Raw genomic sequence first — 17,315 nt, forward strand, 5'->3', positions numbered from 1 at the left:
CATATTCATTCTCCTCCAATGTAGTTTGCTAGGACTTTATAAGGTTAGACGCAGCAAAATGGGATTTTGTTCCTGACTATGTTTCAATATACATTTTTATCCAGATAGGAATAACAAAAGACCGCACAGCTACCCGCTTACACGGTAGCCGTACGATCTTTTCAAAACCTTTATTCAGCCTGGCCAAACCCCAGCTCACGGTATAATGTCTGCTCCAGATAATCGTGAAGATAGAACCGGGATTTCACAAAATGCTCCGCCATATCGGATGGCTGGTAACGCTCCAAAACCGCTTTCATGCGAGGCAAAACGTTCTCACGTCCACGGCGATTTCTCATGTAATTGTTCAGCAGCGAATGCCATTCCGCATCGTCTCCCGGATAGAGCTCCCAGCGGTAGACATATTTGTGGATCGCCCGCGAACGGTCCGTCGCCGCTTCAAAATCATGCATAATGGCAATCAGCTCTGCTTCATCCTTGTGATCCTTCACCTTGTCCAGCAGCTTCCAGATAACATCATAATAATCTTCCAGCTGATAATTCCCGAGCTGAGCATGACCTGTTCTAGGATCAATGCCATGAAACCGCTCCATGAATCGATCGATAAATGTTGAGGCGTCCGCTTTGCGGTTCCAGGCCAAATCGGCGTGCAGCAGCATCGGATACCACGTCGTCTCGAAGATACCATAAGGAACGCCAAGGCTGAACGGCCCCGTCCAGTTCGTGGCGACGATGCAACCGAGGTCCAGCTTATCCGCTGTCTCCGCCCATTGGAGCAGATTATCCGTCCGGTTCAATAGTACCGGATAATTCTGATGTTCAGCCCAGTCAAAGCTGCGAACCGCCGGCGCTCCCATAACCTCGATACCTAGTGACCTGAATTTATCCGCAAGAGAAGAAACCTCAGCTTCAATATTACGTCCGTTGTATATCCAGATCATCGCCGCACTCCGCTTATCCAGCTTTGCCAGTTCCTCCGGCGGGCATTTGTCCAGCATGTCATGCCAGAAAATCACTTTTTTACCACGGCTGGCTGTAAATTCAATCAAAGTGTTCAAAAAAGCGATAAACGCCCGCTCCCGTACCCCTCCGAACAACGTTTTACAGCGTTCGCATTCACATAAGCTGTACACCTCGTCGCAGCCGAGGTGAATATAACGGGAATCCGGATGAGCATCCATCATCTCCTGTAACAGATCGGTAATCAGCTCGAAGGATTCCGGATGCGATGGACAGATCTCCCCGAGGGATAACTCCGTTTCGCGCAAGTGCCGCCAAGCGTCGTGGCGGAGTACATACTCCAGATGCCCGAAACTCTGCTGCAGCGGAATGATCTCAATAAAATATTCATGGGCTGTGCGTTTCAGCTCCTCTAGCTGTGTGAGGCTTAACGATTGCTGAGGATGCACGAATTCCGGGTACTTCTGGAACGGGAATTTATCTTCGTATTCAATCAGAACCGCATTCGTTTTATACCTGGCAAAATCCGCCAAATACGATAGCAGTAGCTCTGGCTTGGAAAATGTCTGGCGAAGATCAAAGTTCATCGCCCGCAAGGTAGTGTCAGGCCAGTCCGTGATAGACACGGCAGGAACTTCCCCTACTGACTTACGCAGTTGTAGTACCGTTTGCAGCCCGTAAAACAGACCCGGCGCATCCAGTGCACGGATTACCACCCGGCGCTCCGACACCTCCAGCCTGTACCCTTCCGCCCGGCCGTTAAGCAATTTTAGATCCACTTCATCTGGCTGTGCTCCTTTCGTTTCTGGCTGCGAGAGACTCTGAAGAATAAGTGAATATCCTTTTCCCGAGATAACATGTGTACATTCCAGCTCCGGAAACGAGCGGCGGCAATGAACCACCAGTCTCGGATCATGCTGCTCCATGTAGAGGCTCAGGCTTACATCCTCGCTGAACTGAAAAGCTTCTCCCTCTTTCACTTGGATCTGCTTCGGTTGCGGTATCAAGCTCTGCATCGTTCTCCTCCTAATCTTTGCTGTAATTCATTACTGCAAGCCCTGCTATGACCCTTTTTCCAGCATTCCAGCACGGTAAGTGTCCTGTCTTCATAGCAGAAGCTCACGAGATCGGCAGGCGCTCCAGCCCTAAGCCCTGCCGCCTGCTCCAGCCCCAGCAAAGTAGCCGGATGAACAGAAGCACAATCCCAGGCTTCATCCAGCCGGGCTAATCCAGCCTCCGCAAGATAGGCTACCTGATCTGGAAGCATCATGGCGGAGCCTGCCAGCAGCTGCGGATTACCGGCCAGATGCAGCCGTCCTTCTGCTGTTAATACAACCTCTCCACCGATGTGCAGGTGGTAAGTTCCCGGCAGCATTCCGCTCAGTGATACAGCATCGCTGACCAAGATGGTGCGGCTGCGCTTCATCCGCAGAATTACTTTCAACAGAGCAGGCGGCAAATGTTGGCCATCTGCAATCATACAGCCGTATAGTTCATCCGCCGCCAGCTGCTCCCACAAATAGTTGGGATGACGGGGCAGCGTCAGATGTGTGCCATTGCCGAGATGCGTAGACATCACCGCTCCTGCGGCAACCGCCTCCCTAATCTGCTCGGAGGAAGCTGCTGTATGCCCTATGGAAACAAGGATGCCTGATTCACTGCACCGGGCGATAAATGCAGCGGCGTTTGGCCATTCCGGGGAAACGGTGAGGATACGGATAAGCCCTTCAGCCGCTTCTTGCCAGCGGCATAACCTATCCCAATCCGGCGGGCCAATATGTTCCCTTGGATGGGCGCCGCGTGGCCCCTCTTCTGGTGACAGAAAAGGACCTTCCAGATGAATTCCTACAATCCCCCCAGCATCTTCCGGATACAGCGAAGCGGCTTCCGCAATGGCGGAGACCGCTTGAGCCAGCGCTTCTTTGCCATTAGTAATCAGAGTTGGACAATAGCTGGTTACCCCGTTTCCTAGCAAAAGTCCGGATAGTTCCAATACCGTGGAAGGCTGTAAAGGCAGCGTATTGAGATCCAGCCCCCAGCCCCCGTTCACTTGCAGATCCACCAACCCGGGTGCCAGCCAGGGCCAATCAGCCCTGGCTGGACTCTCCGCAAGTTCGGTGACCGAAGTGATTCGCCCCTGCTCGACACTTACCTCAACCGGCCGCCCAGTTTTATAGTGCTTTCCCTTAATTGGCGCGTTCATAGGCCGAAGGCAGCCCGATCCGTGAACATCGTGATCTCCGGATGGGTGCGCAGAATAGTAGCTGGACATGCCGTGCTGATCGAATCATGAAGTGCCGCGTGTAAAGCCTTGCGTTTGGACACTCCCGGTACAATTCCGTACAGGTGACGGCCAGCCAGCAAGGCTGGTACCGTAAGCGTCAGCGCATGGGTTGGCACCTCGTCCAGCGAGGTAAAACAACCGTCATTCACCTGCTGGCGGCGGCAGGCTTCCTCCAGTTCGACCGCTTTGACCAGCTGCGGGTCGGTAAAATTAGCGACTGGCGGATCATTAAACGCGATATGCCCGTTTTCCCCGATCCCGAGGCAAACGATATCAATAGGCTCCTCGCTCAACAAAGCCGAATATCTCTGGCATTCCTGCACCACATCAGCGGCGAGACCATCCAGCAGTTCTACCCGGCCAGGGTTAACCCGACTGTATAGCCGATCTGTCAAAAAACGGCCGAAACGCTGGGGAGCCGAAGCCGCAAGGCCAATGTATTCATCCATATGAAAAGCATTGACCCGGGACCAATCCATCCCCTGCTCCCGCACCAGCCCCTCGTACAGTTCATTTTGCGAAGGTGCGGCAGCAAACACAATTCGGACCTGACGCGCAGAATCTTGAAGCAAAGCTCTAATTTTCTGCGCAACCTGAGATGCCGCCGCAGCGCCCATCAGGTTACGATCTTCATAAACCTGAACGGACATCTGCTCTACTCTGTGTGTCTCTAAAGGCTTAATGATGTCATTCATCCCGCTCATCCTTTCCGGGCAACTATTGTCCTTGGCACCAGACAGATTAATTCCCGTTTAACTGAATGTTCTGAACACGGTCGTAAGCTTCCTTATAAGTAGCCAGCAGCTTATCCACGCCGAGATTGTTCATCTCCTCCACATATTTGTCCCAGTCGGCCAGCTTTCGGGAGCCGGTAACAAACTTGGCAAAGCTTTCATCGCGGTGTTTTTGGATCGCCTGGCCGGTTATCGCAATAATTTCATTCTCTTTCTCCGTAAATGCAGGCCGTGGCTGCATCATGGACGGATCATATTTCGTCGCTTCTTCAAAGGCATACTTCAAATTGTCTGAGAACAACGACAGATGTGCACCAAAGTCGATCCAGGTGTACGTTCCGCTAGTCTGAAGTCCTGTCTGCTTCCGCATTTCGATCACATCGTTGTACTCTGGTTTGAACTTAATCGTGTCGCCTTCCTTCACATACGTCTCGCCCTCCACGCCCCAGCTGCTGAGCGTACGTCCCTCTTCGGAATAGAAAAAGTCCATATAGCTCATCACATCATCGATGTTCTTTGAGGTTGATGCCACGGTTAGGCCACCTTCCATATAATGAAAATACGGGTTCAGTTGCTTGCCGCCGGCAATGCCCGCTGGAGGAGCCATGAACTGCATGTTGAACTCCGGATTTTCCTGCTGCATCGAATTGTTGAAAAAATCGATCCGGCTGATGTAATCAATGGTCACAAACGATTTGCCCGTGGACACCATGTCCTGCCATTGCTTAGTTTGCAGAGATAGAAAGTCAGGCGGAATCAGCCCTTCGTCATAAAATATTTTCCACATGCCAACCATTTCCTTGTAACTATCTTCCGTAGGCCCAAAAAGCCACTCTTTTTTATCAAAATCATAATAAGCCCCTTCACCTGTCCCGTAATTCACAGTCATATTGGCATTCATTTCATCAGGAATTTGACCGTAACGGATCGAGAGCGGATAGCTGTCCGGATATTTCGCCTTCAAGGTTTTTAGAGCTGTATGCAGCTCCTCATATGTGGCTGGTGCCTGGATTCCTTCTTTGTCAAAAATGTCTTTACGGTATAACCAGATCATGCGATTCGTCTCGCCAAAGCCCTGATTCGGGAACATATACATTTTGCCATCAGCAGACAGTGCAGCCTTCGCTTCCTCTGGATACTGCTTTACCCAGGCGGTCAGATTCGGCATTTTGTCCATATACTCCATCAAATCCACCAACGCACCCTGTTGCCCGAATTTATTCGATTCTTTGCGGTTAGGCATATACATCAGATCCGGCATTGCCTTCGAGGCAATCGCCAGGTTCAAGCTCTCTTCAAGCTTCCCTGAAGGGGTCTGCACCTCGAGTGTGACACCGGTTTTCTCCTTCAGCCAGCTCCAAATGGGCCAGCTTTTCGAATAAGGGAACGTAGCATTGTTGTCTAAGAGCGCAGTGAAGGTTTTTTCCGTTTTGGACGAATCAGTAGGTGAAGCGGTACTGCTGCCCTGAGTATTACTCTGCGGCGAGGTGTCATTGCCCCCTCCGCTGCAGCCAGTTACTACGGTTGCTGCAATCACCAGTGGCAGCAGTACAGATTTCCATTTGTTCATTACGATCTCTCCCTTATTCTGAATTTGTGACGGTACCACCCGCCTCAGCCTTTAACTGCGCCAATCATGGCCCCCTTAACGAAATACTTCTGTACAAATGGATACACAATCAGAATCGGAAGCGTCGAGACCATAATCGTCGCGTACTTCAGCGATTCTTCTATAACCATGTTGTCACCTCCAATGCTAGTAACATCTCCCGAGCTAGCACTGCCAGCCAGCACCAGATTGCGCAGCAGCACTTGCAGCGGGAACAAATCCGGTGAGCGCAGGTAGAGCAGCGGGTAAATAAAGTTATTCCACATGCCAACCGCGTAAAAGAGTGCTATGGTGGCGAAGGAAGCCTTGGAAAGCGGAACAATAATACGGATAAATATGCCGATATCATTCAGTCCGTCGATGCGGCCTGACTCCTCCAGCTCTTTAGGAATGCCGGAGAAAAAGGTCCGCATCAGAATCAGATTCCAAGTGCTAACTGCACCCGGCAGCACCATGCCCCATACGGTATCGACCAGATCCAGGGAGCGAACCACGAGGAACGTAGGAATCATCCCTCCGCTGAAAAACATCGTCACCACAATCAACAGGGTGAAGCTCTTGCGCAGCGCCATATCACTGCGTGAGAGTGCATAGGCACCCGTGGAGGTGACCACCAGCGAGATAAGGGTGCCAAGCACGGTGTAAATGAGTGTATTTTTGTAAGCCACCCAGATTTGCGAATCTCCGAGTACAAGCTTATACATATTCAGGTTAAAACCCTTAGGCCAGAAAGAAACTGTATTCTTCATGACATGCACATCACTACTGAGAGAGACAGCGAGCATATGCAGGAACGGATAAAGCGTGACCACCACAACCACGAGAAGGATAAAAGTGCTCACGACATTAAACCAGGATAAACGGGGTGATCTCATCACCACACCTCTTTTCTACCATAAACTTGTCTCGCTTACACGACGGCTGATGTAATTTGCTGTATAGATGAAGATCAAGCTAATCACGCCCATGAAGAGATCAATAGAAGCGCCATAGCTGAAGTTCCCCTGCACCATACCCACCCTATAGACATAAGTACTGATAATATCCGCTGTGTCGTAGATCGCCGGGTTCTGCATCAGGAACACCTTCTCGAAGCCAATCTCGAGCACTTTACCGATATTAAGAATCAAGGTGATCACGATGGCGGGTGAAATGCCGGGCAAGGTGACATGCCATATTTTACGCATGCGGCTGGCTCCGTCCATATCAGCGGCTTCATACAGCTGCGGGTCGATAGCGGTCAACGCGGCCAAGTAGATAATAGTCTCCCAACCGATATGCTGCCAGATTTCCGACAGGACATAAATACCGCGGAACAATCCAGGTTCATTCATGAAATTGATCGGTCCAATCCCTATGGCACCAAGCAGATTATTAATCAGCCCTCCGGTTGGGGATAAAAACATAATCACCATACTGGCTACAATGACATTTGAGATAAAATGCGGAAGATAGCTGACGGTCTGCACAACACGTTTGAAAGCAGCCTTGCGCACCTCATTAAGCAGAATCGCCAGTAGAATTGGTGCCGGGAAGCCGAAAAACAGCTTATATAAACCAAGCAGAAAAGTATTTTTCATCAGCGGCCAAAAATCGGGATTCTCAATAAACATCCTGTAATATTTGAGTCCCACCCAATCGCTGGCCCAAATTCCTTTAAAGAGATTGTAATCCTTGAAAGTGATAACTAATCCAAACATCGGCGCATAGCGGAAGATCAAATAATACAACAGGCACGGCAGGAACAGCAGCCAGAGCGCCTTGTTTTTATTCCAAGTTCTAAGGATTCCCGTTTTGTGGCGTTGGGGTCGCCGGTGCACTTTCTTTCGCATTTTGTCCTGCACTACGCTAGCTTGAGCCATATGCATGTCTCCTCTTGTTAAAATGATCATAAATCATATAGATGTCAGATTACTTCCCCCTTTTTTCTGGGATTTGTCTCCGAATTATAGCTGCATTTCTTTGGAAAGCGCTATCTACATGTTATATAACATTTCGCCTTAACTGCGGATTTCCATAGAATAGCGTACAAATCAGCAAAATTGCATATTGTTGGTGTTAGCTTTTTGCCGCTATGATAGAATTAATCCAATTCATTTACGGGTGCATCCAAAGGGGGATACATATGAAGGGATCCGTTACAGGCAAATTTGCGCTGAATGCCCTGTTCGTTAAGCTGATGCTAAGCTTCCTCAGTGTCATCTTGATTTTGGCATCATTTAATCTGTTCTCCCATCTGTATTTAAGCGGAAAAATCTATAAGGAGATGATCCGTCAAAATGAGCTTGGACTCGCACAAACGGTCGAAGGCTACGAAAATCATTTCCGGTTGACCCAGAACATGATTCTTGCCCTCACCCAATCCGATTCATGGACTGCCAATCTGGGCATTTTAAGCCACCTCAAAGAGAACCGTCGATATGATATCCCGGCAGAAGTGACATCGGATCTCTCAACTTTGTATGCTAATCCTTTTCTGCATATCGAAAATTTCATTCTTTATTTTAAAAAGGAAAATTATGTACTGGAGAGGGAGGGCCTAAGCAGCGCCGCAGATATGTTCGGTAAATACTACTTCAGTGCAGAATACCCTCCGGAGTACTGGAGCCGGCAAACGATGGACAATCAATTTTTAAAAGTCATGCCCGCCGTAACCTTTACCGAGAAAACTATACATTCCACCCGTACGCTCGGAAGGTTAATGCCAGTGCTGGTCAAAGCGATTCCTTATGAGGAAGTGTATGGGATTGTCATGCTGAATCCGCAGCTGATGCAGGATACCTACGGTGATGCCGGCAATACCCCATTCTATATTCTGGATGCACAAGAAAATTTATTGTTCTCTACATCAGATGTTAAACTGCAAACAAGCCAGCTTCCGGAAAGTAGCAATGCCCATGAGCGGGTCGGAGATCAATATTACTTCTATGAAAAAGGTAAACAAACCGGATTCACCTATATCCGAGTGACCGAGGTAGCGGCTATTGCCGCAGAAATGCGTGGTATGCAGCTATTGCTGGCTGTATTACTCTCTGCGGCAGTACTGATCAGTGTTCTCTCATCCCTGATCTTCAGCCATCGGCTTAACCAGCCGCTCCAGCGCCTGATTGGTGCCTTGGACCGTAAAGCGGGCAGCCGGCCAGAAAAATTGAGCAGTGTGAAGGAATTCGCCATTATCGGCGACCGCCTGAGCTCCATTTTGGAGAATAACCGATTCATCCAGACCGATCTTGATCATAAGAACTCACTGGTACGCCAATATGCCTACACTCATAAAGTGAAAAATATCCCGCTGAGTAAAAGTCTTGCGGAGCTTGAAGATGTCCGGCAATCCGAACTACCCTATGCCTCCATTCTGTTCAAGGTCAGCTTCAAAACCTTGCCGGACGAATTTGAGAAACACACACTGATGTTATGGAAACTAATCCAAACCTTGATCACCGGAGGTGAAAGCGACAGCGTCGCACTCCAGCCGGAGCAGGATCAGCTCTTGCTGCTCCTGTTCAACCCCGGACCGCAGAGCAGTTTTCTGCAGGCTCTTGATACACTGAAAGAACTGCTGGATTCGGAGACATCCTTATACCTGACTATTGCTGTAAGTCCGGTATATTCAGGCGAAACCTCATTTACCGATGCCTACAATAATCTATCGATGTTGTTAAATGAGCGTAGATTGAACGGGGAAACACAAATTATCGTAGAACCTAGAGCCTCGTCCGCCAAATCCTTTCATTTAAAGGTGACCCATGGAGAGGAGCTGCACAATCTGCTGCAGTCTGGCAATGAGGAGGCTGTATTCGCTTGGCTGGATCGTCAGCTGGAGCAGCTGCAGCACAAGGACGCAGCGGCGGCGGATTTTCGGGCATTTGCCTTGGGAGCAGCGGAACAGACGAGCAAAACGGTGACGAAGCTGAATCTGCCCCAAGCGGAAGCGGAGCGTCTCTTACCACCCCGACTAGAGCCATTTAACGCTTTCCACTCAATGGATCAATACAAGGAATGGCTGCGTGATCTGGTTCGTCCTGTGCTCGTGGTCATCAGTAACCGCTCGGAGTCGCGCGACCCCATTATCAGCTTTGTGCTGGATTACTTAGACAAACATTACGGCGAGGACATCAACCTCAACCTAGTAGCAGACAAGTTGAATTTAACTCCAGGTTACCTGTCCAGCATTTTTAAAGAGAAAACAAACATCAACTTCAGTGAATATCTGAACAATCTGCGGATTGAGCGGGCCAAAGAGCTGCTAATGAATCTGGAACTGCGGATTCAGGATATCGCGCTTCAGGTTGGTTATCAGAACGTAAATTCCTTCATCCGTATGTTCAAACGTTGTGCCGGAATAACTCCGGGGGAATACCGCAAGCGCTATTCCCGTGATGATTCACTCCCCTCCTCCGGCCTTGGCTTATAAAGGGGCTACATTGCAGAGGAGAGGACAAAAAAGGCCCCATTGGCTAGGGGCCTTTTTGTTGTAAAGATTTGCAATCAGAATCCCGTTTTCGGAATCTCTATTGGCACAATATTATAGGGTGCTGTCCTCCCCGTCCGCACCTGATACATCTGGTCATGGGCCTTTTTCGCTGCTTGCACGAAAGGTTCATATGGACGGTTGCAGACATCCACTACGCCGATTTGATAGTTTTCTCCGTCATAACGTCCAAGCACAGGCTGATCATTCCATTGAAAATAATGAACTCCGATCAGCTGCGGGATGGCTGCCCCCTGCTCTACATAATAACGGTAAGCTTCACCGCGCTCCTTCTGAGTTGCCACCGCACGGATCCCATAAGCCAACATGCCGCCTTCAGCCGCACCAAAATGATATTCCCCAATCATGACTGGTTTGTTCAGTCGTCCGCTGATCTGGGCGATCTGTTCCTTGTCAGGACTGAACTGATAGCAATTCATAGAGAATACATCAAACCATTCGCAGCCCTCCAGCACTTCATCACTGCCAACCCAGGCATAACGCATTCCCAAATTCAGATGATTCGGATCCGTCTGCTTGCAAAGACAGGCTGGCACTTCTACATACCGCCGGATCATGATCCGGTTGAACAGGTTATAATCCACTTCTCGGGCAGAAGTGAGATTATCCCCGGTTACATTCACATTCGATACATCGTATAAATCCTCGAACTCTTCAAAAACGCTATCCCACGCCATGTTTAATTGCTCCACTGTTTTGTACTTTCCTGCAAGCCAGCGAATGAATTCCTTCTTACTGGCATAACGGACCGGAGATTTCAGCATCTGCCCGGTCAAATTCAACCCATCCACGAATGCCCAATGCGGCTCATTGCGCATGAAATAACCGACCATTCTCTGGTCTTCCCTTAATGGAAGAAGCTGCTCCGCAAAGCTCCCGGCATTCCGCTCATACTCCGGGCTAAACACATCCGGGAAATCCCGGAAAATAGTTTGCTCCGTCATAGGAAAGTCCACTAGAGGATAAACATACGGAAGCTGTGATCCACTGATAAATCGATCATTGGACCAGTTGCCGATGGTGTTGAATCCCCATTGTTGTAAGCGGAAATTCGTCATAGCCACCCAGTTAGAGCGCCACTCCGCCCCAAAAGCAGTGATCAGATTAGCAATCTCGAAGCTGAATTCCTCGCCATCCTGTGACCAAGCTTCTTGATAGATTCCTTCCCGCTCCGGCAATGAGGGTATCAAGTGCTCCATGCCAGTTACATGCATAGAACAAGCCGGACCCACACAGTCCATCCCCGTACTGAACAGGGCATAACCCTCTGGGTCAACGAACCACCAGCGGCTGCCGTCAAACTCCGTGCGGAAATATCCAGTTGCCGCGAATCTCAGCGCCTTCCAACCTCCGTACCTGCTGAGGTCACCTCCATTGTGATCAGCTTGTGCCGCAAGTTGCCGCTCTGTGCGCAGCCGATCCGTCAACGCTTCTGCATCAACCGTTTTCCCTGGCCAATCCCTTCCCTTTAATTGGCCCAGATCATCTATATATGGTTGCTGTTCATACTCAAAGACGGGCTCAGTTAGACTTAGAGCCAAGTCACTAATTTGCACAGCTCTACTTGTTGTTGAAGGGAGAGTAGCGATAGAGAATCGGGTGATATGCTTGCGATCGATGCCTGCATCTCCCCTCAGTACTGTCTGCATCACACCCGGATAACGGGGAAGGAACAGCTTCTCACCATTTAAATGAATCAAGGGTAAACAAATTTCGGTGCGCACACCAGGTAAAATTCCTACATGATAAGTAATGACGCGATGATCCCGATCATAAAAACTGAATAACAGCACCAGAACGTCATGGCTTTCATGGTAAACCTCAGCATTAACGAAACCATAATCGCACCAAGCGGCGGATTCCAGCTGCCCTGGCTGAAGCTCAAATCCACCACCTTCTGGTGTAGTGATGAACTGAAACGCCTCAGAGGAAGTCGCAGTAAGTTGTGTATGGGGGTCACTTTTAAACCATTCCATAGGGAAGGAGACAGATAAACTCATCGGTATACCTCTTTTCTCTAAACTGTTTACCTTACTGAAATCAGTTGAAAAAGCTGCGGGTCTGCACCTAGACGGGGATCATGGCAGCGTGTGGATTCAAGAAACACACAACCCCAGCCCCCACGCTGTTCTCCTGCTACGGTAAGAACTCTTCCGTCATTGCTCCCAATAGTCAGTGAACCTGCTTCTGTCTCTGTAAGCAACCATATAAACTGATCTTCGTTGTCCCGAATAGGCTCCAGCAGCAAGGAATTCAACGGGCCAATAGATAAGACCTTTACATTGTTTCGAATTCTTGCCCTGCCCTTCTCCCCGTATTCAACCGTCCATCTCTGCTGCTGATCTTCATACGAAAGCGTACGGACTTCGACGTTCAGGGTCTCCTCATGTTCAATAGATTGATTTCCCGCCGCCAGATAAAGCCCCATTCCTAAGCTTTTCAATCTGAACAGACCACTACCAGAGCCGCATTCCACAGCTACGATTCCCTTCCTAAGGTCAATCACGGTTCGCTCTGCCCAGTCAAGCTTCATTTCCCGGTCAGAAGGAAAGCTGAGCGGCAGAAATACATAGGAAGAGGCATAATAATCCGCAGGGTCCCAGCGATCCCCAACATACAGGTAAGAGCACTGGTCATTGTCTGTTCCTACAATAGGAACTATAAAAGCAGGCTGGCTGTCGTATGTAGTGATGTCGCCCAAAGGCAGCAAGGGTGACCAACGACCAAATAATTCCTTGGACCAGGCATAGGTTCCTTGGTTAGGCAACCAGCCCGTACAGGCGGACGAGATGAGGAAATATACACCCTGACGTTTCATTAATGCAGGTGCTTCACGCGCTTGTCCGGGCCACAAGGTCTTGACCTGTTCTTCTATGCTGAGGTAATCAGGTGACAGACGATACATAATAAGATCAGCATTTTCCCTTGCCGCGGAGATAAAATAAGCCGTCCCATCGTCATCCTGGAACAAGGTGCAGTCACGAGACATGTTACCTATCGGATTAAAGCTGCCCCGGTAAACATAATCCCCATCTACCGTCCCGCAATCAGCAATCGCGCAGCGCGCATCAGAGTAGTCGCGTCCATTTTCCCAATGCATCCACATAACAAATCTCCCTGTAAGTTTGTTGTAGAGTACTTTTGGGCGCTCAATTACCGCACCCGTTGGGCGCCCCTCCCTGTCCAAGGGTTCAAGCTCTAATGTGGTGCGATGATAAATCGGCTGTACCGGTGAATCGAGTGTGAGCACATCATTGCGCCATTCCCAATTCACTAGATCCACAGATCGGTAGCAGTTCACTCTCCGCCGATCCATCCGGTTCTCACCAAACCAGTAATAATATCCATCCTTATAGAGCATATGTCCACCATGTGCATGTACAGGGTTCCCGCTCATATCCAGAAGCGGAGCGCTATTTAATAGGGTGACTATATTCGCGTTTTCGTCCATGATTATCCTCCAGAGGATCAGATTTTTATACAAAAAAGCAGGTTCGGCCAAGGATGACCTTAACTGAACCTGCTGTTCTTGCGAACTTATTTCAATCCCATCTGAGACATCACATCCACCTTGCTAGCATTGTTATACCATTCGTTGATTTCTTCGGAAATTTTCGTACCGCCTTTGTCATGCCATTGCTTCACGAAGTCATCGTACGCAGTTAGCGGCTCTTTACTGTAAATAATTTTGGTGAAGGTTTCCTTTTCCATCGTATTCAGTTGCTCCCAGGTTGTCTGCATGGTCTTGGTAGGCGGACCGTTAAATGCATTTGGAAGCAGCGACTCTCTATTCTCATAGGAAATCACATATCCCTCTTTGGCTGTTTCATCATTTGATGCCGATCTGATCAAGACCCCATTCTCTGCTTTTGCACCTTTGGAAAGATCATAAAAAGATTTACCTGGGCCATCAACACTTGGTGTATTTTTGGTAAAAGCCATTTTCCCTACACCTTGAGCGGCATCCAAAGGAGTGTTGAATTTTTTTGAATCGAATACCACTTCATCGCCTACGATGTCATAATCATATCCCTGAGCATAACCATATTTGAAATCTCCGGTACCAAATGCCGCATCGTAAAGCTTGTCATAATACAAGAAGAAAGCTTCCATATTGTTAAAGTCTTTATTAAACATAAAGACACCATCGTTCTGTTGACCGGATTGGTAGGTTCGATCCCCACTTACACCGTTGATTGTTGGGTAAGCTTTGATTTTAGCCCCTTTTACGTTAGTTTCCACATCTTTAACACTGCCGTACAGCCAAGGACGGCCAATAATAATCCCTGCTTTACCTTCAGTGAAATCCGCAAGTGCATCCCATGCACCCTGTGTAGCCAATTCCTTATTTAAATACCCTTTGGAGTACCAATCGCGAAGTTTAGCTAACGCATCTTTTGTCCCATCAGCGACGGAACCGTAAGTGAGTTTACCTTTGTCGTTATACCATTGGCCGGGGAGACTCTTGCCTGTATAAGCACTAAAAATCATTACAGAGTCACTCACCCAACCCGTGTTGTAAGAATCTTTTCCCGAGAAATCAAATCCATAAGTATCATTTTTTCCGTTACCGTCCGGATCATCATTCGTAAAGGCAGCGATAACCTGTTCAAATTCATCTATATTTGTTGGCGCTTTTAAATTTAATTTATCTAACCAATCTTGACGGATAAGCATAACTTCACCTTCAGTGAGATTGGGCGAAATCGCCATCCCATAAACCTTGCCATTCTGGATAACCGGGTTGAACGTTGTTGGATATTGTTTATATATTTCTTTCAGACGCTCAGGCATGTATTTGTTTATGTCTTCCGCAATATCTTTTACAAGTCCTGATTGAATCAAATCATTTTCTAGTGAGGTGTCATACACTGGCAAAACATCCGGGAGCTTCTCGGAACCAGTGAGCGCTAAACGAAGTTTCGTATTATATTGGGAGGCATCACCGCCCAAAAGAGTAGTTTGGATGTTAATCCCTAGATTCTCGACACCCCAGCGGGTCAACACATTATCATTTAAGCTCTCCCCGTTGATATATTTACCGGCATTCTCATCTTGTTGCTTGGCGATGTTGATAGTAATAGGAGGATCGTATTTGCCGTCTTTGAGAACCGCTTCTGCCGCATTAGATTCTTTACCGTTTGAGCCGCAGCCCGCTAGCAATCCTGCCATCAATACAGTAGTCGTTATTAAGGCCCCTGTTTTTTTCATCAATAAGCTCCTTTGAATTAAAGTTTTTATATGTTGGTCACGTTATTCTTTTACAGCACCCAGAACGATGCCTTTGACAAAATACTTCTGTAGAAACGGGTACACAAGGATAATGGGCAGTGTGCTAATAAAAATTTGCGCAGCTTTGATACTCTGTTCTGACAACGCGGCTGCTTCTGATTGACTAAGTGCCATACTCTGCGCTGAACCTTGCACAACTACAGTCTGTAAGAATGAAGCTAACGGATAGTCCGTTGTATTCGACATATACAAAATCCCATCAAACCATGCGTTCCAGCTCCCTACCATGATAAACAATCCGACGGTTGCCAGACCGGGAAGGGAAAGCGGAAGATAGATTTTCCGGAAAATGACGAAGAACGAAGCCCCATCGATAAATGCCGCCTCTTCAAGCGCCTTAGGGATTGTTTTAAAGAAATTCATAATCAGAATCAAATTGTAAGCTCCGAAGGCACCGGGAAGAACGAGCGACCAGATCGTATCCTTGAGCCCAAGTTTCGTAACCAATATATAAGAAGGAATCAATCCACCGGAAAACAACATCGTGAAAATAAAAATCCACATTAAAGCATTACGCCCACGGAAATCTTTGGACAAGGCATACCCTGCCGTTGTAATAATAAACATGCTAATTAACGTCCCCAGCACCGTCCGAACCACTGAGATTCTCATGGAGCCTGTAAAATTCGTGTTTTTAAAAGTTTTCACATAGGCTTCGATATTAAAATCGACCGGCCAAAAGGATACTAAATTCCCATTTACCGCTGACTTACTACTAAATGATTGTGCTAGCAAATGAAGCATAGGCAATAAACACGATAAGGCTACTAGAATCAGGAGGATATGATTGAAAATCGAAAATATCCTATATCCCTTGGATTTATAATACACTCCCATTCCTCCTAACTGTTTTGAAGGCTTAACAACTTCGACTTAAAATATTTTGTAGTTAGCTACCTTGTAAGCAATTCGATAGGAAATTACGATTAAAATGAAGCTGATGCCAGATTTAAACAACCCAACAGCGGTACCAAAACCGTATTGGCCATTCAATAAGGATGACCGGTAAACATAAGTATCGATGATATCTCCCGTACTATATACGAGTGGATTGTATAAGTTAAAGATTTGGTCAAATCCTGCATCCAAAATATTTCCAAGGCTTAACGTCGCAATTACGATGATCATCGGCATCATACTCGGTAAGGTAACATGGCGTATTTGTTGGCGGCGTGACGCGCCGTCTATCTCGGCGGCCTCATAATAAGAAGGGTCGATCCCTGTGATCACCGCTAAGTAAACAATCATGCCAAATCCGAAGTTTTTCCATAAATCACTGATGATGATCGTCGGTCTGAACAGCGTAGGATCACCCAAAAAGAAAATGGGTTTTAGTCCGAGGAAATTCGTAAGAAAATGATTTATGCCCCCGTCAAGACCCAGGATATCAATCATGATTCCGGCAACGGTTACCCAAGAGAGGAAATGCGGTAAATAGACCAAGGTTTGAATACTCTTTTTAATCCCCATGTTTCTAATCTCGCTTAGCAGAATCGCCATAAAGATAGGAACGATAATTCCGACTATAATTTTGATTACAGCAATAATGAGGGTGTTGATAATAGATTGTGTCGCCTCTTTATATTGAAAGATTCTTGCGAAGTTATCCCAACCAATCCAAGTTGAACCTGTAATTCCAAGCCAGGGCTTGTAATCCTGAAAGGCCATCACTAATCCGACCATAGGACCGTAGGCAAAAATTAGAACGAATACCAAAGCTGGGATACATAAAACATACAATGGCCAATTTTTTTTAATTTCCTTTTTCCAAGGATTTTTCCTGTTTTTTTTAACGTTGGCTTTCTCACTCCATTTGAGCTGGGTATTCATTATCTGTGCTATTGTGCTTACCCCCTTTTACATTCTTGGCTGCTAATTTCTTTCTGGTTTAATGTTAACAAAAGCGCTTTCATTCGAAAATGTCTCAAATTAAATATCATAACC

The 17,315-nt window shown here is 47.6% G+C and carries 12 protein-coding genes; 1 reads left to right on the forward strand and 11 read right to left on the reverse strand.

The features are described 5' to 3' along the window. Window positions 1-170 precede the first annotated feature (170 nt). Genes MKX34_RS23430 through MKX34_RS23455 form a run of 6 tightly spaced genes read right to left on the reverse strand, consistent with a single transcriptional unit; the run spans window position 171 to window position 7,449 of the window. Window positions 171-1,976 (reverse strand): DUF4838 domain-containing protein, encoded by a 1,806-nt coding sequence (locus MKX34_RS23430; RefSeq protein ID WP_076296277.1) that lies wholly within the window; start codon window positions 1,974-1,976, stop codon window positions 171-173. After that, entirely contained in the window at window positions 1,964-3,163 is a 1,200-nt protein-coding gene (locus MKX34_RS23435; RefSeq protein WP_076296276.1) for an amidohydrolase family protein, read from the reverse strand. Before MKX34_RS23435 ends, MKX34_RS23430 begins: the two co-directional genes overlap by 13 nt. Beyond that, entirely contained in the window at window positions 3,160-3,939 is a 780-nt protein-coding gene (locus MKX34_RS23440; RefSeq protein ID WP_076194779.1) for a glucosamine-6-phosphate deaminase, read from the reverse strand. The genes MKX34_RS23435 and MKX34_RS23440 overlap by 4 nt, the downstream gene beginning before the upstream one ends. Before the next feature lie 46 nt (window positions 3,940-3,985). Next, entirely contained in the window at window positions 3,986-5,548 is a 1,563-nt protein-coding gene (locus MKX34_RS23445; RefSeq protein ID WP_076296275.1) for an extracellular solute-binding protein, read from the reverse strand. 44 nt (window positions 5,549-5,592) lie between these two features. Continuing rightward, window positions 5,593-6,462 (reverse strand): carbohydrate ABC transporter permease, encoded by an 870-nt coding sequence (locus MKX34_RS23450; RefSeq protein WP_076130282.1) that lies wholly within the window; start codon window positions 6,460-6,462, stop codon window positions 5,593-5,595. A 15-nt stretch (window positions 6,463-6,477) separates the two neighbouring features. Further along, window positions 6,478-7,449 carry an ABC transporter permease subunit gene (locus MKX34_RS23455; protein ID WP_081382599.1) on the reverse strand — a complete coding sequence of 324 codons (972 nt, stop codon included), beginning with the start codon at window positions 7,447-7,449 and terminating at the stop codon, window positions 6,478-6,480. A gap of 263 nt (window positions 7,450-7,712) precedes the next feature. Here MKX34_RS23455 and MKX34_RS23460 point away from each other — a divergent pair, with 263 nt between their 5' ends. Next, entirely contained in the window at window positions 7,713-10,001 is a 2,289-nt protein-coding gene (locus MKX34_RS23460; RefSeq protein WP_076296274.1) for an AraC family transcriptional regulator, read from the forward strand. 74 nt (window positions 10,002-10,075) lie between these two features. On the opposite strand, the gene MKX34_RS23465 is transcribed toward MKX34_RS23460, so the two are convergent. From MKX34_RS23465 to MKX34_RS23485, 5 genes are all read right to left on the reverse strand, one after another. Next, window positions 10,076-12,055 carry a beta-galactosidase gene (locus MKX34_RS23465; protein WP_339203553.1) on the reverse strand — a complete coding sequence of 660 codons (1,980 nt, stop codon included), beginning with the start codon at window positions 12,053-12,055 and terminating at the stop codon, window positions 10,076-10,078. A gap of 50 nt (window positions 12,056-12,105) precedes the next feature. Then, entirely contained in the window at window positions 12,106-13,530 is a 1,425-nt protein-coding gene (locus MKX34_RS23470; RefSeq protein WP_076296272.1) for a family 43 glycosylhydrolase, read from the reverse strand. Between the two features lie 86 nt (window positions 13,531-13,616). Beyond that, on the reverse strand, window positions 13,617-15,290 hold the full coding sequence (locus tag MKX34_RS23475; RefSeq protein ID WP_076296271.1) for a hypothetical protein: 1,674 nt from the start codon (window positions 15,288-15,290) through the stop codon (window positions 13,617-13,619). A 42-nt stretch (window positions 15,291-15,332) separates the two neighbouring features. Then, window positions 15,333-16,208 (reverse strand): carbohydrate ABC transporter permease, encoded by an 876-nt coding sequence (locus MKX34_RS23480; RefSeq protein ID WP_076296270.1) that lies wholly within the window; start codon window positions 16,206-16,208, stop codon window positions 15,333-15,335. A gap of 36 nt (window positions 16,209-16,244) precedes the next feature. Beyond that, entirely contained in the window at window positions 16,245-17,129 is an 885-nt protein-coding gene (locus tag MKX34_RS23485; RefSeq protein WP_036683235.1) for an ABC transporter permease subunit, read from the reverse strand. Window positions 17,130-17,315: the final 186 nt, after the last annotated feature.

Origin of the sequence: Paenibacillus sp. FSL R5-0636, assembly GCF_037974255.1 — a bacterium.
Lineage (GTDB): Bacteria > Bacillota > Bacilli > Paenibacillales > Paenibacillaceae > Paenibacillus_AQ > Paenibacillus_AQ odorifer.